General features: G+C 43.4%; 15 protein-coding genes and 1 tRNA gene. 6 read left to right on the plus strand and 10 right to left on the minus strand.

Going from position 1 to position 18,346, the window contains the following annotated elements; all coding sequences use genetic code 11:
• The 3 genes from CUU59_RS07450 to sufC are packed head-to-tail and all read right to left on the minus strand — an operon-like array spanning position 1 to position 3,072.
• A complete protein-coding gene (locus CUU59_RS07450) occupies positions 1–918 on the minus strand; it encodes a SufB/SufD family protein (protein ID WP_099951335.1) in 918 nt (305 codons plus the stop codon).
• Between the two features lie 8 nt (positions 919–926).
• A complete protein-coding gene (gene sufB / locus CUU59_RS07455) occupies positions 927–2,339 on the minus strand; it encodes a Fe-S cluster assembly protein SufB (RefSeq protein ID WP_099951336.1) in 1,413 nt (470 codons plus the stop codon).
• Position 2,340: 1 nt separating this feature from the next.
• Entirely contained in the window at positions 2,341–3,072 is a 732-nt protein-coding gene (gene sufC / locus CUU59_RS07460) for a Fe-S cluster assembly ATPase SufC (protein ID WP_099951337.1), read from the minus strand.
• A gap of 487 nt (positions 3,073–3,559) precedes the next feature.
• Between sufC and CUU59_RS07465 the strand changes: the two genes are divergently transcribed.
• The 5 genes from CUU59_RS07465 to CUU59_RS07485 are packed head-to-tail and all read left to right on the plus strand — an operon-like array spanning position 3,560 to position 8,074.
• The gene (locus CUU59_RS07465) at positions 3,560–4,426 is read left to right on the plus strand and encodes a hypothetical protein (RefSeq protein ID WP_099951338.1); all 867 of its coding nucleotides are present in this window, start codon (positions 3,560–3,562) and stop codon (positions 4,424–4,426) included.
• Positions 4,427–4,439: 13 nt separating this feature from the next.
• Positions 4,440–5,666: an aminopeptidase gene (locus CUU59_RS07470; RefSeq protein WP_245870580.1), complete on the plus strand. Its 1,227-nt coding sequence runs from the start codon at positions 4,440–4,442 to the stop codon at positions 5,664–5,666.
• Between the two features lie 8 nt (positions 5,667–5,674).
• Positions 5,675–6,550: a hypothetical protein gene (locus tag CUU59_RS07475; RefSeq protein WP_099951340.1), complete on the plus strand. Its 876-nt coding sequence runs from the start codon at positions 5,675–5,677 to the stop codon at positions 6,548–6,550.
• On the plus strand, positions 6,537–7,613 hold the full coding sequence (locus CUU59_RS07480) for a cation diffusion facilitator family transporter (RefSeq protein ID WP_169922893.1): 1,077 nt from the start codon (positions 6,537–6,539) through the stop codon (positions 7,611–7,613). Before CUU59_RS07475 ends, CUU59_RS07480 begins: the two co-directional genes overlap by 14 nt.
• Positions 7,574–8,074 carry a dihydrofolate reductase gene (locus CUU59_RS07485; protein WP_099951342.1) on the plus strand — a complete coding sequence of 167 codons (501 nt, stop codon included), beginning with the start codon at positions 7,574–7,576 and terminating at the stop codon, positions 8,072–8,074. Before CUU59_RS07480 ends, CUU59_RS07485 begins: the two co-directional genes overlap by 40 nt.
• A 331-nt stretch (positions 8,075–8,405) precedes the next feature.
• Here the strand turns inward: CUU59_RS07485 and CUU59_RS07490 are convergent, their stop codons facing one another.
• The 7 genes from CUU59_RS07490 to CUU59_RS07520 form a co-directional block, all read right to left on the minus strand.
• The gene (locus tag CUU59_RS07490; protein WP_099951343.1) at positions 8,406–8,972 is read right to left on the minus strand and encodes a hypothetical protein; all 567 of its coding nucleotides are present in this window, start codon (positions 8,970–8,972) and stop codon (positions 8,406–8,408) included.
• Positions 8,965–9,864 (minus strand): AAA family ATPase, encoded by a 900-nt coding sequence (locus CUU59_RS07495; protein WP_099951344.1) that lies wholly within the window; start codon positions 9,862–9,864, stop codon positions 8,965–8,967. Before CUU59_RS07495 ends, CUU59_RS07490 begins: the two co-directional genes overlap by 8 nt.
• Positions 9,854–10,105 (minus strand): hypothetical protein, encoded by a 252-nt coding sequence (locus CUU59_RS07500; RefSeq protein ID WP_099951345.1) that lies wholly within the window; start codon positions 10,103–10,105, stop codon positions 9,854–9,856. Before CUU59_RS07500 ends, CUU59_RS07495 begins: the two co-directional genes overlap by 11 nt.
• Positions 10,106–10,693: 588 nt before the next feature.
• Positions 10,694–14,197, minus strand: a complete 3,504-nt coding sequence (locus tag CUU59_RS07505; protein WP_099951346.1) for an ABC transporter permease — start codon at positions 14,195–14,197, stop codon at positions 10,694–10,696.
• A 4-nt stretch (positions 14,198–14,201) separates the two neighbouring features.
• Positions 14,202–14,912 carry an ABC transporter ATP-binding protein gene (locus CUU59_RS07510; protein ID WP_099951347.1) on the minus strand — a complete coding sequence of 237 codons (711 nt, stop codon included), beginning with the start codon at positions 14,910–14,912 and terminating at the stop codon, positions 14,202–14,204.
• A gap of 9 nt (positions 14,913–14,921) precedes the next feature.
• Entirely contained in the window at positions 14,922–16,238 is a 1,317-nt protein-coding gene (locus CUU59_RS07515; RefSeq protein ID WP_099951348.1) for an ATP-grasp domain-containing protein, read from the minus strand.
• Positions 16,231–17,511, minus strand: a complete 1,281-nt coding sequence (locus CUU59_RS07520) for a glutamate-cysteine ligase family protein (protein WP_099951349.1) — start codon at positions 17,509–17,511, stop codon at positions 16,231–16,233. The genes CUU59_RS07515 and CUU59_RS07520 overlap by 8 nt, the downstream gene beginning before the upstream one ends.
• 135 nt (positions 17,512–17,646) lie before the next feature.
• Here CUU59_RS07520 and CUU59_RS07525 point away from each other — a divergent pair.
• A tRNA-Leu gene (locus CUU59_RS07525) sits at positions 17,647–17,732 on the plus strand.
• Positions 17,733–18,346 lie beyond the last annotated feature (614 nt).

An 18,346-nucleotide genomic window follows, 5' to 3' on the forward strand; every position in this document is an offset into this window, starting at 1 on the left:
TTATCTTCCCCTTATAATTTCTTCCAGCCTCTTCATGGCCAGGTCCTTGGTATCCTTGTCCATCATGTCCATGGCTGCTTGGAAGTGGCCTTCCACTACCATGAGTGTGGCCGTATCCCTGTCGATTCCCCGTGAGCTGATATAGTCGATGGCCCTTTCGTCAGGCTGCTTGAGGGTTGCCCCGTGGGCGGCCTCGATTGAGTCTTCGCCAACCAAAAGGATAGGCACGGTTACGTTTTTAAAATCGTCGCCAATGGCAATAACCGTTTCAGTTTCTTCGCCCTTGGACCCGTAACAGCCCTTTGGAAAATCGATATTGTATTTGTAAAGCTTGGATGCCCCATCGTCCAGGACCCCGTTCATATTGAGTAAGCTTTCGGTTTCCTTGGAGTCGTGGATGACTTCCAGATTGATGTCGTAATTTGATCCGTCGCCTGCAAAGTAAGCTGCCTCCATGTGCATCTTGGCGTTTTCTTCTTTCAAATGCGAATGGATGTTGTAATAAATATTTTTGCCTTCAAGGAAAACCATGCCCATTTCAAGCTCGGCGCCTTCGTTTACAATAAATTCCACGTCGGCCAGCAGGTCTCCCCCCTTTAAATCGTAGAGGAAAAAGAGTTTGGCCTTTGCGTTTTTTTGCAGCTCGATTTTGAGCCTTTGGGCTTGCTTGTCTTGGCCTGTAAAGATGATTCCGTTTTGCACTTGGCCGCCTTCAAGGACGATAAAGTGATCGCCCTCAATGGCCCAGCCGTCGGTATTTTGAACTTGTCTTTTGATTTCTGTGTCTTTAACTTCTATTGGATTTAAATCACTGGCGTATAGGAGGTCAAAACCCTTTAGGATTTCCTCGTCCCTAATTTCCGTGTGATTTACTTTTAAGTGTTTAAATGTTGGAAATGAAATTTTATTTACTTGCATACTATCACCTAACCTACAGTTCCTTCTAGTTCCAGATTGATTAAATTGTTCATCTCAACAGCATATTCGAGCGGAAGTTCTCTGGAGATTGGCTCAGCAAATCCGCGAACGATCATGGACTTGGCTTCGACTTCTCCCAGGCCCCTGCTCATCATGTAGTCGAGGACCTCTTGGTCGACCTTGCCGATAGCGGCTTCGTGGCCGGCAACAGCGTCTGGGCAAGAGTTAATAATTACTGGAATGGTATCGGCCCTGGATTCGTTATCCAGCATGAGCGATTCACAAGATGCGGCTGACTTTGATCCGTGGGCGTTTTTGGCAAACTTAACCGTGGACCTAAAGACTGAAATGCCGCCTGATTTTGAAATGGACCTTGAGTCGACATTACTCATGGTGTTTGGCGCATTGTGGAAAATTTGTACGCCCGATTCAATAATTTGTCCGCTGCCGGCAAAGTTTAAGGTCAGATTGTCTGAAATTGCGTTTTCCCCGTTTAAAATTGATCCCGGATAGAGCATGGAAACTTTTGAACCAAAAGATCCGCCCACCCATTCAATGTGGCCGTTCTTTTCGACAACTGCCCTCTTGGTGTTTAGGTTATACATATTCCTGGACCAGTTTTCAATTGAAGTGAAGTTCAAGTGAGCCCCTTCTTCGACGAAGAGTTCAACAGACCCCGCGTGAATATTTAAAACATTGTACTTAGGAGCAGAACAGCCTTCGATAAACCTGCATGAGGCTCCCTCGTCCACGATAATCATGGTGTGTTCAAATTGGCCAGCGCCCGGTGCGTTCAAACGATAATAAGTTTGCAGGGGCACTTCGACCTTAACTCCTTTTGGCACGTATACGAAGGTCCCCCCTGACCAAACTGCGTAGTGGAGGGCGGCGTACTTGTGGAGGCCGGCTGGGATTGCCTTTTGGAAATATTTTCTAACCAAGTCCTCGTGTTCTTGGACGGCTGTGTCGAAGTCCAAAAATATAACGCCTTGGTCGGTTAATTCTTTTTGTACATTGTGGTAGACGACCTCTGAGTCAAATTGAGCGCCAACACCAGATAATAGAGATTTCTTTTCGGCTTCAGGAATGCCCAGCTTATCAAACATAGTTTTGATTTCGTCTGGCACAGCTTCCCAATTGTCTTCCATATCTGCATCAGGGCTGATGTAGGTGGAGATGTTATCCAAGTCTACTTCGCTCAAGTCCGGACCCCAAACAGGATTTTCTAGCTTGTAGAAAATATCTACAGCCTTTAACCGGAGGTCCAACATCCACTCAGGTTCGTTTTTTTCTTTTGAGATGGCCCTTACGATGTCATAAGTCAAACCATTGTCGAGTTTTTTTCTAAACTTGACGTCGGAAATGGTATCGTAGACCCCTCTTTCTATATCATCAACTTGCGTTCTTTTTCTTTGTGTCATATTATCCCCTCAAAAAACCAAAGCCTTCTGCATCAATTCTTTGCATCAAATCTTCTGTGCCAGTCTTGACCAGCTTGCCGTCCATAATTACGTGAACGTAATCGCTGTAAACATGGCGAAGGATTTCGTGGTGGTGGGTGATTACAATCAGGCTGGAGTTGTCTCTTTCCCTAAACTTTTCAATGCCGCGGCCGACCACGTCAATGGCGTCGACGTCGAGGCCTGAGTCAGTTTCGTCAAGGATGGCGAGTTCTGGTTCTAGCATCAAGAGTTGCAAAATTTCAGATTTTTTCTTTTCACCGCCAGAAAAACCAACGTTTACATATCTGTCCTTGTAAGAAGGATCCATGTGGAGCTCTTCCATTACGGCGTCCATCTTGTCGCGGAGTTCAAAAAATCCAACTTCCTTGTCGCGGGCCTTCATGCTTGCCCTGATAAAATTTTCGAGTGTAACACCAGGAATGTCAACAGGATTTTGATAGGACATAAACATGCCCATGCGGCCGCGCTTTTCTGGGCCTTCATCCGTAACATCTTCCCCTTTAAAAATAATTTTACCATTTGTAACGGTGTAGCCACCTGTATTCATAATAACATTTGCAAGTGTGGACTTGCCGGACCCGTTAGGGCCCATTACAACGTGGACTTCGCCAGGCTTAACATCCAGATTAATGCCCTTTAAAATCTCCTTGTCATCGATACTTGCACTAATATTTTCTAATTTTAATAGCATAGCTCCTCCTTAAAATATATATTTGTGAGTTCCCTCATAAAAACATAAAAAAATCTACATATCCAAAAACGCTTGTTTGAATATGTAGATAAAATTTCTAGAAAAAATATGTAAATCCCTAAAAGAATATTCTCTTGTCCCTTCAATATATACCCAATTGTATCAAAAAGCAAAACAATTGTCAAACAAATTTGTGATTAAAATGGGATTTATTTTGGGTCGAAAGATTGGATGGGAAAAAGTAAAATTTTTTTAGATTTTTGCGGCGACGACTTTTTAAATTCAAATTGTAAATTTTTTTGACTTTCTGTGGCCGTAAGTTTTGAAATTTAAATCCCAATATTTTTTTATAATTCTCCGCCTCCGACTTTACAAATAAAAATTGCCTTTGCCTTTTATTTTTCTCCATTCCTATTATTAATAGAAGATAATGGGTATGTATTATTTATGATTATATGTGCAAATCTTTAACTTAGAGGAGGTTTTTATGGATAAGATTGACTATATAAATAACTTTGAATACTTTAAGATGGCCAACGAACTGGCAACAGAGCTCTACCCTGATGAGCTTGAGGACAAGGCCGAGAGGGAAATGCTCATCGATTACAAGGCCGTGATCAGAAAGGTTTTGAAATCAAAATCCAAGATTATTGCCCACGACAAGGCCGACACTTTACTTAAATTTTTAAATCCTAAACGCAAGTGGCCTTGGGATCATGGTCAAACTCTAACCATGACCTATGAAATTGAGCCCAGCTTTGAAGTCTTTTTTGAACTTTTAAATGCCTGCAATTTTCACATGGAAAACACCAATGAACATCTGATTTACAAGTTTTTGATTTTAAACGAAATCTACGACCGGGATATATTAAATTATCTCTTTGCAGTTTACGGCTTGGAAATTCCTGTGCCTGGAGATCCTTTTGCCGATGAAAACGGGGCGATCCCGACCGAAGAGGAAATCAAAGAAGGTAAGGCCCACATCAAGAAGGGTAAGTTTAGGCCTGATACTTGCTTGTCTTTACTTAAGTTTTCTATGGAAGAGGACTTTGACTTGGACGACGGCGAAGATGACGAGGAGGAAATCTCCAAGCTCATGAAGATGTCGGGCATCGAAGACCTTGATGATATTGACGACATAGAAGACGTTGACATCGAGGATATCGATATTGAAATCGACGATGTTGAGGTTGAGGAGATTGATTTGGATATGGATATGGACTTGGACGACGAGGACTTTGACGACGAAGACGAATACGAAGAGATGAAGAAGCCCTCAAAGACAGCTCTAAAGACCAAGCCACTCATTCAAAAGACCCCTGACGATAAAAATAAAAACAAAAATAAAAAATAAAAGGAGATTGATTATGAACGACAAAAAATATGCAGAACTTATTATCAAAGAGGCCCTAGCCGTACAAAAACGCGAAAATCCAATCATCTGGATCAACGCCAACACAGAAAACCTGCCCTTTGCCAGAGAGCTCACAAAGATGGCCTACGAATGTGGGGCCGCTGAGGTAAAGGTAAATATAGCTGACGAAGTTTTATCCAGATTAAATATGGAGGGCATGAGTGAAGAAAGGCTGGCCCACTTTGGCGAGTACAGGCTGGACGAACGCATGGACTACATCAAAGACGGAGTCGCCTTTATTTCCATTACAGGATCTGACCCAGATTTATTTAAGGGTATCGATCCAAAGCGTTTACAAATTAGAAATCGCGCTTCATCAAAGGTTATGAAGCCTGCCATGAAATACACCATGAACGACATCAACTCATGGACAGTTGTGGGCTACCCAACCAAGGCCTGGGCCAAAAATGTTTTCCCTGACCTGGACGAAGACGAGGCCTTTGAAAGATTAAAAACAGAGATTTTCAAAACTGTTAGACTGGACCACGAAGACCCAGTTGCAGCTTGGGAAGAACACTTGGACAAGCTAGCAAAGAGGGGTGAGGTCCTAAACAACTTGCAATTAAAAGAACTCCATTACAAGACCGACCGCGGAACGGACTTTAGGATAGGACTCCCAGAAAATCACATCTGGGTGGGTGCGGAATCCAAGGACGACAAGGGTTATCGTTTCCTACCTAACCTGCCAACCGAAGAAATTTTTACAGCACCAGACAACCGTGTGGCTGAAGGGATTGTTTATGCGACAAAGCCTCTCAATTTGAGCGGAACCCTGGTCGAAGATTTCTGGATTCGTTTTGAAGGCGGCAAGGCAGTTGAAGTTGGCGCCAAAAAAGGCGAAGACCAATTGAAGGAATTAATCAGCCGCGACGAAGGTGCTTGCAGGCTGGGCGAAGTTGCACTTGTAAGTGTCAAGAGCCCAATCAACACTTCAGGTCTCATTTTCTACAACACCCTCTTTGATGAAAACGCCTCCTGCCACCTGGCACTGGGCGCTGCATATCCAACTTGCGTGGAAGGCGGAGTCGACATGAATGACGAAGAGCTCAAGGCCCATGGCATCAACGACTCACAAATCCACGACGACTTTATGATTGGCGACGAAACTTTGTCTATCGTTGGCATCGACAAGGACGGCAAAGAACACCAAATCTTCAAGAATGGAGATTTTGTAATCTAGGAGTATAAATGTATCAAAAAAATTATTACGAAGATTTAAAAAGATTAAATAGGGAGGAAGAGGATTGCTCTTCCTTCCAATTACTTACAGCCAGCGGAGAATTTTTGTGGAATAAGATGGCGGTAGCGACCTTGATTATTGCGATCCTCATGACGGTCCTTCCCCTTGTCCCATATATTATCCATGGCAACTTAGGGGCTAATTACTCGCCAGAACATCTGGAGACCTATTTGAAGATCAAGCTTTCAAACTCTTCCATTTGGATAGACTTGGCCAACTTGGTCATCGAGGCTTATTTTATCTTTTTGTTTTTCCTTAAGGCTAAGGACTTTGATGCTTGGGCAAGCAAGTCCAACTTATTTTTAAAAGGCTTGGGGAAAATATTTTGGACTTCAATTTTGGCCTTCCTAATGCTCACCATCTATATGATAATCGCATACTTTTTGCTTTCTGCCATCGGAACTATCGGAACTCTTATCCTTGCCTTTGGCCTGGCAGCAATTCTCTTTTTTGTTCAGGTCTTCTTCATCTCCATTATGGACGACACCAGGGTCAAAATGGGAGAAGCTTGGGACAGATTGACTGAGACCTTTAAGAACAAAAATTTCTGGAAGAAAATTCTCTTTATAGTTTTCCTAAACACTATCTTAAGCTTAACTTATGAAAATCTTATGAAAATTATCCCAGACCCAGCCAAGATCTACGCAGGCTTGGGCTTGGATTTTATTTCAAATATTTTGTCACTCATTATTAGTGCTTTTACTATATCAAGTTTTATTTATTACTCAGACCATGTCAAATATTATCTGCCGGACACTTACGCCCGAGATTATGGACCTGACGATAACGAAATTATAGAGGGGGATGACTATGAACAATACTAGCGGAGAAAGAGTTGGCCTAATCGGGATTATCATGAACCTGATTATCGCCATTCCAAAAATTATCTTAGGCCTCATGAGCCAGTCTATTTCTCTTTTTACTGACGGAATTAACAACGCCTGCGACTCTCTGACGGGAGTGGTAACTTATATTGGCATTAAATTATCCAAAAAGCCTATCGACAAGGGCCACCCCTACGGCCACGCCCGGGCGGAATACATTGCAGGCTTTGTAATTGCAATTTTTACAGCTATTGTGGGCATTCAATTTTTTATATCCTCGGTCAAGGTTTTGATCCATCCGCGGACGCCTGATGTGGATACCATTGGCAGAGCCTTTTTGATTTTATCAATCGTATTGAAGGCAGGCTTTGTCCATCTCAATCATATCGAATACAAGAAACACAAAGCGACAATTTTTGTGGCTAACCGCCAAGACGCCCTCATGGATATAATTATCTCGACCTTTATATTGGTCTCATCATTTTTCTTTGCTGGCCACGAATGGCTGGACGCAGCCTTAGGGATTTTGATTTCAATCCTTATCCTCTACCAAGCTTTTGAAACTTTGAAGGACACGGTGACACCTCTGGTTGGACCGAGCCCAATGACCAGTGACATAGATACGATTGTCCAGGCCTTGAATAAGTCTGACCTCATTAATAGCGTCCACGATATTTATGTTGACAGACAGTCCATGGGCAAGGTCATCGCGACTGCGGACGTGGAAGTCGACCCAAATCTCACGGTCAAAGAAGTCCACGACGAAATTGAAATGATCACTGCAAACTTGAGGCAGAGTGCAAACATCGACCTGGTCGTCCACGTTGAGCCCCTTATCCAAGACACTAAACTCCTTCATATCAAGAGACTTTTGAAAAATATCGACGGAGTTATGGGCGTCTATGACCTCATTATGGACAAGGAAAATTATGTAACTCTTGCCATTAGCGAAGACGACCTGCATTCAAGAGAAGACATCAAGAGGCAAGCAATGGAAATTTTAAAGAAGGAGGACGACAAGGAATGGAACATGGACATAATAGTGGGCTTTCAAAGCAAATAACTCTGATAATGGCCTGCGATGGCAATTTTAATATTGGCAAGGACGGGACCATGCTCTTTCACATACCCAAAGACCTGGCCCGCTACAAGGAAATTACCATGGGGAAAAATTTGTATTGCGGGCGGAAGACCTTTGACGATATGGGGCCACTCAAAGGCAGACGGATAATCGTTTTGTCACGGGGCCAGGTTCCCAAGGCCGACAAGGTCATCCACGACTTCGACGAATTTAAAGAGGAACTCACCAATGACCCCAAGGGATATTTTGTGGGCGGAGCAAGTTTAACCAAGAAGCTCTATCCGGACATCAGTAAGATTCTGATGACCCGAGTCTTTGAGACCTTCGATGCCGACACGGGCATAGGCGACCCCGAGGACCATGGCTTTGTCATCGCCGAAGAATCTCAAATGATGGAGGACATCGGCCTACATTTTAAATATGTGACCTATGTAAGAAAATAAAATTAAATTTCGCCAGCAAAATCGGCTGGCTTTTTTGTTGTAATGGGATGGATGAATACAATTTATCCTACGGATATTGTTCAGAACGTTGTAGGGGCGACTTTATGTCGCCCGCAAAAGTCTTGCCCTAAAAGTTGAGGAGAATGTCGCCCAAGAGTCTCGCTAAAAATAAAAATTGAATTCTTCTACGAAAGCCACATCACATAAAAATCAAATATATATTCATAAAATACATACAACAAAACAAAAATTGAGGGTTCGGGGGTGAATTATTCCTACAAATCATCTCATTAAAAAAGCAAGAGAAAATCCTCTTGCTCTTTTTGTGTTATTAATCATCAGATTTATTGGGGTCGCCTGTAAATTCCTGGCGAAAGTCTCTCATGGAATAGGTGTAGACATTCTTGTATATAAAGCCCTCGTACTGGTCCAGGCCAAATTGCCTGTAGCGGAGCTTGGCCTTCTTAAAAATCCCCCGCTTCAGTTGGTCCTTGTAAAATGAATTGGAAACCTTGTTGGCCTTGAAGGGATTTTTCTTATAATTGTAAACGAGAATAAAATCCATCTTTGACCTGATAAATTCCAAGTCCCTGCCAGTAATATCCGAATAAATGAGGGCCGAGGTCAGCATTTTTTCCTTAATATCCCGGACCAAGTCCCTGTCGACAGTCCCGTTTTTAAACTCGATCATAGTGAGATTCCCGTCACGGTCTACAAGAGCGTCCGCAGACTTGGGATGATAATATAATTCCTTTTCATATACATAATCTTCCTTGACCCGGTCAAAGTCCACGGCCATCTCGTCTGACTCGGTCATGTACTCGGGATTAGATGGATCGTGGTTATCGATTGAAATGTCCTTGAGGGTCCTTAAATTTTTCTCGAATAACTTATTCATAGGCCTCAGCTTCCAACTTAGAAAAAGGCTCGGCCAGGCCCTTGTAAATGAGATCGATATCCTTGGTCACGTTGACAATGTCTGCAAAGTCCTTGGAGTTTTCGGTCAGATAAAATTTGGCATTTAATTTTTCCTTGGCAGAATAAACCTCAAAGGCCTCGACCAAATACGGGCTGTGGGTGTTTAGTAAAATCCTGGCCTGGTATTTTTTCACCAGGTCAATACAAATCTTGGCAAATACCAGCTGCCACTCTGGGTGAAGATGGACCTCAGGCTCGTCAAAAATCAAAACCGACTTGTTGCCCACCCAGCCATTGGCAAAAAGAGTTTTCAAAATTAAAAACATCTTGAGCCCCGACGAGGTGTTGTGCATGGAAAGCCCCTCGTTTTTGCTGTAGAAAAACTCATTGTTTTTTACAATTAAATCTCCATCCACAAGAGCGTTTATTCTCTCACTGGCAAAGCCCTGGCCATTTTTATTTGCCAACATATTGATAAGATCTATCCGCCTAGAATTTAAAACCTCCGGCAAATAAGGAGCTCCCACCTTGAAATCCAAAATATTTGGATCGTCAATGTAAATAAAATTAAAATCTCCCTTGGAAAAATCTCCTGAATGAATCTGTCCATCATCATCCACATGCAAGTCGCAAACCATGTCGCCCTCAATCTTAACGGACCCCTTGTCCGCCTCAAAACGGAGGACCTCGTCAAAGTCTTCACTGAGCTTAACTCCTAAGTCCGCACACTCGTCCATGGCCCTGGCAATGGAATACAAAACCTTGCCCACCGTCGATTTGCCCGAGTTATTTTCTCCTGCCAAAACCGCCACCGTCGATAAATCTACATCCGCCCGCCTAATCTTGCCAATATTTTCAATCTCAATCCTCATCTGACCCCTCCTTTAAGTACTTATATTTTTGAATCCACAAAATCATCATAACAAAGGCCACAAACTTATCAATCCTATTTAAAATCTCCAAGTCCTCCAAGCCCACAAAAATCCTGACCAAAAAATAAATCGCCAAAATCCATGTCATCTGAACCAAATATCCCTTGGCCAAGCCCGACACCATATAAAAAATTAATACCGCCCCAACAATCAGGGCAATAATAATATCAAAAGTTCCCATTCATCCCTCCACCCCCATTATAGCACAAGGCTTAAATATAAGAAAACCAACCAAAAAAATTTGTGGTTAAAACGGCGACCTCCACTCGTTTCGAAATCTTTGCTCACTGCGGAGGGCAGTAAGCCCACCTCATTCGCAAAATTTCTGCACTTCGTGAATCTCATCCGTTTTCCCTCACAAATTTTGAGTAGAAGGATAAGATAGAAACTAAAAAATTTGGCCAAAATAAAGTGGCCGCTACCAACGCTTCGCGTTATTTTTTAGTTTTTATTTTCTCTTTGCCTTTTTATATCTCTAAATTTGCGAGGAAAAATTGATGGATTTTTGTAGCTTGAGACTTTTTAGGAATGAGGCGTAGTAGAGCCTACGCCGCAGTGACGAAAAAGTCGAGCACTGCAAAAAGCCGCAATTTTAACCGCAAATTTAACGCGAAATATGACATTTTTCGTAACTATTTCGCAGGAAAATCCGATGAGATTCGAAGCAGCAAATTTATCCCCGACGCAGGTGTGCTTGAGTGCACATCGAGGAGCGGGATAAATTTAGATGCAAGAATGTCGCGGATTTAACGCGAAATAGTACGAAAAATTATTCGTAGGATTTGAGGGACTCCACCATATCAATCTCCCTCAACTGCCTTACCACAATTCCTCTAATCAAGAATACAAAGACCATGGTAATTATGGCTGAGAACAAGTATGGCCTATAGGTCAACAAGAGATTCATCTGTATGTCGTCGGGGCTTAGGATTTCGCTAACTACTCCCAGCATGCCCCAGCCGACCAAGAACCCGACTAGGATCCCTATAACCGAAAGCATAATGGTTTCCTTGTAAACATAATTGGTTAGCTCTTTGGAGTTAAAGCCCAAAACTTTTACGGTTGAGAGCTCTCTCATCCTTTCGCTGATATTTATATTGGTTAGATTATACAAGACGACAAAGGCCAGGGCTGCCGCGCAAAGTAGGATGACCACAGTGATTATCCTAATCGATCCCATCCAGTCTTCGATGATTTTTAAATTGTCGTCGAAGTTGGTGATGGTAAGAATCGAGCTATTGTCGCGGAGGCCTTCGATTGCTTTCGCTGAAGCCTTTGGGTCTTTTAATTTTACCAGGTAAGCGTTTGCCTCGAAGTCCTCGTCAAAGAATTTTTCATAGTCGGCCTGAGTCATTACTATGGCGTGGCCAATGTAGAAGTCAAACCAATCTGCCGGATCAACAGCCACTTGGAAATCTTGCAGATTTGAATCCTGTAAAGTCAGCTTGCCGCCTGTCAAATAATTTTGCAATTTACGGCTCATTAGTGGCCTGTCTAAATTCAATTCGACTGGCTTTCTCAAATAAATTTCCCTCTTCAAATGGACGAAGTTGGCGAAATCGTCTGGATTTTCCGGAACCATGAGTTGAACTTGTTGGTCCTTGCCCTCTTCGGCTTCCAAGAGAAGTTGGTCCATGTGCATCTGTGTGTAGGCCTCTACATCATCAGAGTCCAAGAACTTTTGCAGGTCGTCAAGGCCGTCTTTTGGTAAAGAGTTGTCTGTCGTAATCGTGACTTGATAGGTGTAGACGTCTTCGAATTGTCGCTTGTCCATGCCTCCAATGGCTTCCTTGAGCGAGAAGCCCAGGAAGATAAGTCCCGTACAGCCCGCCACGCCAAAGATGGTCATAAACATCCTGGATTTATATCTGAAAACATTTCTAAGAGTAACCTTGTTTAGGAAACTCAAGCGATTCCATATAAATGGAATTTTTTCTATCAAAATCTTCTTGGCCTTCTTTGGGGCCTTTGGTCTCAAGAGGCTAGCTGCATTTTCCTTCAGAGTTCTCTTGATAACCAAGATTATAGTAAGCACATTTGCCAAAACTCCAACCATGATGGCCGTAATGTTTATGCCAATGGATGGGGTGATTTGCAATTTTTTAATAACGAAGGAGGCGCTATAGGCCTTGTAAATTGCCTTGAGTAAAAGGGTTGACCCCAGCGAGGCGCCTATGATACCGCCGATCAAACTGGAAATGAGCCCGTAGAGAATATATTTTTGGTAGATGTCCATCTTGCCGTAGCCCAGGGCCTTGTAGGTCCCGATGTCAATCCTGTCCTCTTCAATCATCCGCGTCATGGTTGCAACTGAAACCAAGACTGCAATGAAGAAGAAAAATACTGGGAAGATCCATGAAACGTAGTCCAAGCTATTGGCAGATTCGTACATAAAGTAAAGAGAATCGTTGTCCCTCCTGGTTTGAACTGCAAAGTGTGGCTCGTTTAAATTCCTGATAATCTCCTTGGCGTCGGCGATTTTCTTTTCGCCGTCGGCAATGTCCACCAGGGCGTCTTTCTTTTTCTTGTTAAAGTCGGCCAGCTTTTCGTCATACTCGGCCTTGCCCTCGATGTACTCGCGGTTGCCTTCGTTGTACTGTATAATGGCGTCGGCAATCTTGTCATTGCCCTTTTTGATTTCTCTTTCTAATTTTGCCTCAGCATCTTTTAATTCGGCCTCGCCGTCAAGTAATTTCTTTTCTTCTCTGGCCAAACGGTCTTTGGCGTCGTCCAACTTTTCCTTACCCTCGTCCAATTCTTTTTTGGCCTTGTCAAGTTTTTCCTTTTCTTCAGGAAGCTTTTCTCTAGCTTCATTTATCATTTTTAATTTATTTTTTAAATCGGTCTCAGCTTGTTGAGCTTCAGATAAACCTGCGCTGGCAGAGGCAATCCCCGCTTCAGCTTGGGCCCTCTGACTAATCAGAGCCTGCTTTTGCCCCTCCAGCCCAGCAATTTTTCCTTGAGCTTCATCGTAGCCGGGTGCCCCTTGTGGAATACCACTCAGCTGGCTAATGGCCCCTTCGATTTGCCCAATGCCCGCATCGATTTGACCAAGAGCCGCTTGGGCCTGGCTCATACCCATATTGGCTTGGGCCTTACCGTTTTCAACTTCTCTAAGGCCTCGTTTAATTTTATTTTCGTTGTCGTCGAGTTCCTTGACCCCGTCTTCGTATTTTTTGAGGCCGTCCTTGTATTTTTTTAATCCGTCATTGTAATCGGTCTCGTGGTCGGCCAATTCCTTCTTGGCATCGGCCAATTGGATTTTGCCGTCGTCAATCTTGGCTTGGGCGTCTGCCATTTCCTTTCTGGCATCAGCCTCGCCCTTGGCCAAGTCGCGCTTGCCCTGGGCAATCTTCTTTTGCCCGTCGTCCAATTTGATCTTGGCGTCTGCCAATTTTTTCTCGGCGTCGTTGAATTTCTCTTCGGCATCTGCAATCTGGTCCTTGGCGTCCTTGATATCGGCCTCGCCATCACGGATTTTTTTGAGATTTTTATCCTTGAGCTCTTGGAATTTTATAGTCGAACGCGGTGCAAGCAGGTCTTTGATTTCAGATTTCTTTTCACGAGCGTGATTAATATAGGCTGAGGATTCTGGATTTTTCCCAGCGATTTCCTCCAGCCTTAATTTTACAAAACTGTAGTCTGCTTCGTTAAAATTTTCTTCCAGCACATAGCCGATGGTCCCAATGCTGGTCCCCGACTTAAAGCTAACGCCCTTAAGCCCCTGCATAATATAGTCGGTCGATATGGCCTTGCCCACGACCGTGTAAGTATAAGTTTTGAGGGAATCGGGATCGTCGTCTTCCTTGAACTTGTCAACTTCCTTGGCAAACTGAATTTGATCGCCAATCTTTACATCGTCAAAGGTGTTTACTGCCTCGATTAAAATTTCGCCCTCTTTTTCAGGCAGGCGGCCCTCGATAACTTCAGGCACAGAAATGTCAGTGCTCAGCGACTCTAGTTTGATATTTATTTTTTCATCGGGCCAGTTGAGATCAACCGAATAGCCGGCGTATAGGTCTTTAATTCCGTCCACGCCATTTATGAGCCTTATGTCCTCGTCGTCAATGCCCACCGGTCCCACAATCTGTATGTCGTACATATTTTGCCTGTCGGCGTGCATGGTCGCGTTGTCCCTCATGGCCGGGCCCGTAACTTTTAATCCCACCAAAACAAACACGCCCACCATAATCATTGCTGTTATGGATAAAAATCTGGTGCGTGTTTTCTTGATCTCTCTTAACATATCTTTTAAGAGTGCTTTTTTCTTCATAAAATCACCATTCAATCGTTTCAATATCTACGGGATTTTCGTTCTCGTAAACGTTCCTCACTTTGGCATCCCAAATCTCTATAACCTTGTCGGCTATTGGGGTAATGGCGGTGTTGTGGGTGATAATTACAACAGTTGTATTGGTCTTTCTGGCCGTGTCTTGGAGGAGTTTTAGAATTTGCTTACCCGTGTGGTAATCCAGCGCCCCCGTTGGCTCGTCGCAAAGTAAAATTGACGGGCGTTTTGCCAAGGCCCTTGCGATTGAACAGCGTTGCTGCTCGCCGCCAGAAAGTTGCGAAGGGAAGTTATCCATCCGCTTGTCCAGGCCAACTTGGGTCAAAATCACCTCTGCAGGAATTGAATTTTCTACAATTTGGCTGGCCAGTTCCACATTTTCCCTGGCCGTTAAGTTGTTTATGAGGTTGTAAAATTGGAAGACAAAACCAATCTTGTACCTTCTGTAATTGGTGAGCTCGGCGTCTGTGGCCTGGGAAATGTCTTCGCCGTCCACAATAATTTGCCCAGAGTCCGGCCTGTCCATGCCGCCCAAAATATTTAAAATAGTCGACTTACCGGCGCCCGATGGTCCAACTATAACCGTTAGCTCGCCCTTCTTTATATCAAAAGAAATATCATTGTTGGCATAGATTTTACTATTGCCAGTCCCGTAAGACTTTACGATATTTCTAACCCTTGCTCCTTCATTCTTTTCCATAAAATGCTCCTATTCGTATTTAAAGGCTGGTGCCGCGATGTACTCCCTGGCCGATCCTATAATGTTGTCTATGCCAAAGCGGCCGTAGATGCCCTTGAAAGCTTCGTTGTAGGAGAAAAGTCCCAGCATATTGGCCCGTTCAACCACATGCCACTCATCATTTTCGTCCAGCTCAATAAATTTCACAAATTTTTTCTCTACATATTCTTGGTAGATAAAGTCCTTGTTGTAGACTTCTTTTGCCTTTTCCCTGAATTCTGCTTCAGAATATTCGCTGCCCACAAAAACTCCCCGGGCCCCGCGGAGGTCGTTGGGTTTAAAGATATATTTTGCCCTGTCCCTGACAATCTCTTCGAAAAATTCATCGTCGCCTTGGAACTTGGCTGTAAAAGGAATGTGCTCTTCTATAAACATGACGTCTTCGATGTCCATGTCGTCTTTGACATCCTCGCGGTGGAGGACTTCAAAGAAGGTCTTGTTGTGGGCGATTTGCGACCTAAAGGACCCGATTGAAATAAAGGCGTCGTTTAGGTAGGCGTCGATAAAGGCCTTGGACTCATCGTATTTTTCCATGATTTCGCTGGTTACAGCCCGCCTGTAGACCATGTCAATCTTTTGTCCATCGAATTTTAGGGCATTTTCATTTGCATCATAAACCAAGTCTTCCATATCGGCGATTATGGCTTTAAGTCCTGCCTTTTCGTAGGCCTCTTTGAATTTCACAAAGTCCTTTGGCGTGCCTGAGCCCTTGAAATCCACGATAGCAACTGTGATTCCCTGGTGACTGCCCATCGCCATATCGTAGATGTCCAAAGACTTATTCACCCATGAATCATAGAGCTCGAAGGATTTTAAATTCCAATTTAAGTCCTTGAAGATTTTGGAATCTTCAAAAATCTCAGCTAAGCCTGAGTCCTCGCTCATGGCCGATGACCCGTCAGTATTTATCTCGCAGAATTTAAAGTCGCTTAGAGAATTAAAAAACACATCGTACCTGCCAATGGCAACTGGCACTTCGTATAGAGGATCGTGAAGGATCAGCTCTTCCAGCTCTTTTGAAAAGCCAAAAAGCGCCCGGAATTTTTCGTCGTGCAGGTATTTTTCAGTAATCTTGCGGATAATCTCATTGGTTCTCGTCACAATATATTTAAAGGCATCGTTGTCGCGTTTGGACACCAATAGCGGCTGATAGGTAAAAGGAACTATCTTGCCGTCATAGGTCACGTCATTTTTCAAGGCCAATTCTTGCAAGCGCTTAAAATCCTCTACATAGTCGCCATTTTTTACAAATTCAATATATTCATCAATTTTTTTGTCGCTATACATCAATATCCTCCAAATTCATTTTACAAATCTCAATCGCATGGTCACAAGTTGCGTAAGTCTTCCACCTGTCAATCTGTTGCCTGCGGAGGGTGTTTCCCTCCATAAGGGGTACAATTTTTTCTATATAAGGCTTAAAGCAGTCCTTAAAGTCCAGGGCCGATAAAATATCCACTCCCCAAGCCTCCATGGTTTTACCCATCATCTTTGTCTTGGCCCCTTTTTCATACATTTCAAGACGGGCCCGTTCGCTTTCCTTGAAAGTCAAATCGCCAATCAAATTGTAAACCCGATCCATATTGTCATTATTATAGAAGATTGAGTTCAAAAGTGCAACAGCCCCCAGATTGTAAGGGTAAGGAATGGAGTCCACCTGCCTAATTTCTATAAAGCGTTTGGTCCGCACGTCTGGGAAAACCATGGTCATCAGGTGCTCCATCTCCTTCTTTGACGCACCCGTCATGGCCTGGTCAATAGTCCCATCGAAGGCGTGAAATTCTCCGTCCTTTAAAGTGAAAATCGCATCATTTGATAAAAGAAATTTGGCGTAGTCCTCGTATTTAAAATCAGGACGAAAAGCAGCTTCAAAAGTTCCACAGCGCTTGCGGTCAGTGTTGTTCCAAACCATGGACCTAAAGGCGTAAGTGTCGATTGGCCTGCCGCCTTTAAAGGCCACATTGTCAAATAAAATATACAAAATATTTGAAAGCTTGTTGGCCAAGGCATATTTGCGACCGTAGTCCTTTTCGTTCAGGAAATCCAAAGACACTTGGACGCTGGCCGTCCCCTTCATCATAAATTTGCCCATGGTACCAGCAGTTTTAAAATAATTGTACATAGCGTGGTAGCGTTCCTTGGGCAAAATTTTTATATCGTCCACATCACTTAGAGGTTGGAAACCCAAAGTGTAAATGTTGGAATCAAAAGGCTCAAGGGCATCGATTGCGTCCCTGTAAAATTTAAAGAGCTCCGACTTAACTTCGCATGGATTTTCCAAGGGGTCAGTTGAAAATTCCAGCTGGCCGCCCGGCTCAGTTGAAATAATGAGTCCGTCCTTTTCGATTGAAAGCACAAATTCGCCTTCGAAATTCCCCTTCCAACCCTTGTCAATCATAGCTAAAAAGAGGTCCCTTGATCCACCTGCATCATAATATGAACGCGCCCGCGCCTGTGAGTCCAAAAGCAAATGCTCAAATTCAACCCCCATCCGTAAATTATCAGGAGCCTTCTCCTGAGCCTTGAAGTATTCGCAAACTTTGTCTATATTTTTCAGCATAATATCAAAAACCCCTTTACAAAAAATTTTATTTAGTGTATAATAAATAACGGTATCAAGAATACCAGCTAGTTAATTATACCCTATTAACAAGGCTAAGTCACAGACTTTGGCCAAATAGGCAATAAAAAATATGCGGATGTGGCGGAACTGGCAGACGCGCATGGTTGAGGGCCATGTGATCCTAGATCGTGGGGGTTCAAATCCCTTTATCCGCACCATATTAAAAAACAGCACCCATCGTGGTGCTGTTTTTTAATATGAAGGAGGTGGAGGGAATACAAAACCCCGCGCTATTTCGCAGGAAAATTCGATGAGATTCGAAGCGGACCAATTTTTTGCCGACGCAGGTGTGCTCCAAGCACATCGAGGAGGGAAATAAATTAGGGCCGCGAGAATGTCGCGAATTTAACGCGAAATAAACGTGGGGGGACAAACCTCCCTTTATCCGCACCAAAAATATCCTCAGTGTGGGTGTTTTTTGTTGTTGTGTGGATAAAGCTGGAATACAAACAACAACGCTATTTCGCCGATAATCTCGCCCACGGGACATCGAGTCTCCGTGTGCGAGGTGTCCACAATTTTCCTCAGATTGTTGCATCCAATCAGGAAAAATTCGGTGTCCTGTTCCCCGAAAATTGGACACAAAAGGAGGAGAACATGGACTACACCAAAGACTACAAAAAGAAAAAAGTAGAAGAATATCTAAACTCAAAACTATCACTTAGAAAATTTGTAAAAATTAACAACATACCCAAAACAACCCTTCAAGGTTGGATCCAAACATACAACGAATACGGACCAGATGCCTTTATGGACTCAAACAAAAGAAACA

Source organism: Ezakiella peruensis (assembly GCF_900215725.1).
GTDB classification, from domain to species: domain Bacteria; phylum Bacillota; class Clostridia; order Tissierellales; family Peptoniphilaceae; genus Ezakiella; species Ezakiella peruensis.

Excerpts from the sequence above, each read along its gene's own strand:
- CUU59_RS07510 (WP_099951347.1), bottom strand. The coding sequence starts at position 14,912 with ATGGAAAAGAATGAAGGAGCAAGGGTTAGAAATATCGTAAAGTCTTAC.
- CUU59_RS07450 (WP_099951335.1), bottom strand. The coding sequence starts at position 918 with ATGCAAGTAAATAAAATTTCATTTCCAACATTTAAACACTTAAAAGTA.
- CUU59_RS07475 (WP_099951340.1), top strand. The coding sequence starts at position 5,675 with ATGTATCAAAAAAATTATTACGAAGATTTAAAAAGATTAAATAGGGAG.
- CUU59_RS07485 (WP_099951342.1), top strand. The coding sequence starts at position 7,574 with ATGGAACATGGACATAATAGTGGGCTTTCAAAGCAAATAACTCTGATA.
- CUU59_RS07515 (WP_099951348.1), bottom strand. The coding sequence starts at position 16,238 with ATGTATAGCGACAAAAAAATTGATGAATATATTGAATTTGTAAAAAAT.
- CUU59_RS07505 (WP_099951346.1), bottom strand. The coding sequence starts at position 14,197 with ATGAAGAAAAAAGCACTCTTAAAAGATATGTTAAGAGAGATCAAGAAA.
- CUU59_RS07520 (WP_099951349.1), bottom strand. The coding sequence starts at position 17,511 with ATGCTGAAAAATATAGACAAAGTTTGCGAATACTTCAAGGCTCAGGAG.
- CUU59_RS07495 (WP_099951344.1), bottom strand. The coding sequence starts at position 9,864 with ATGAGGATTGAGATTGAAAATATTGGCAAGATTAGGCGGGCGGATGTA.
- sufB (WP_099951336.1), bottom strand. The coding sequence starts at position 2,339 with ATGACACAAAGAAAAAGAACGCAAGTTGATGATATAGAAAGAGGGGTC.
- CUU59_RS07490 (WP_099951343.1), bottom strand. The coding sequence starts at position 8,972 with ATGAATAAGTTATTCGAGAAAAATTTAAGGACCCTCAAGGACATTTCA.
- CUU59_RS07470 (WP_245870580.1), top strand. The coding sequence starts at position 4,440 with ATGAACGACAAAAAATATGCAGAACTTATTATCAAAGAGGCCCTAGCC.
- CUU59_RS07465 (WP_099951338.1), top strand. The coding sequence starts at position 3,560 with ATGGATAAGATTGACTATATAAATAACTTTGAATACTTTAAGATGGCC.
- CUU59_RS07480 (WP_169922893.1), top strand. The coding sequence starts at position 6,537 with ATGAACAATACTAGCGGAGAAAGAGTTGGCCTAATCGGGATTATCATG.
- CUU59_RS07500 (WP_099951345.1), bottom strand. The coding sequence starts at position 10,105 with ATGGGAACTTTTGATATTATTATTGCCCTGATTGTTGGGGCGGTATTA.
- sufC (WP_099951337.1), bottom strand. The coding sequence starts at position 3,072 with ATGCTATTAAAATTAGAAAATATTAGTGCAAGTATCGATGACAAGGAG.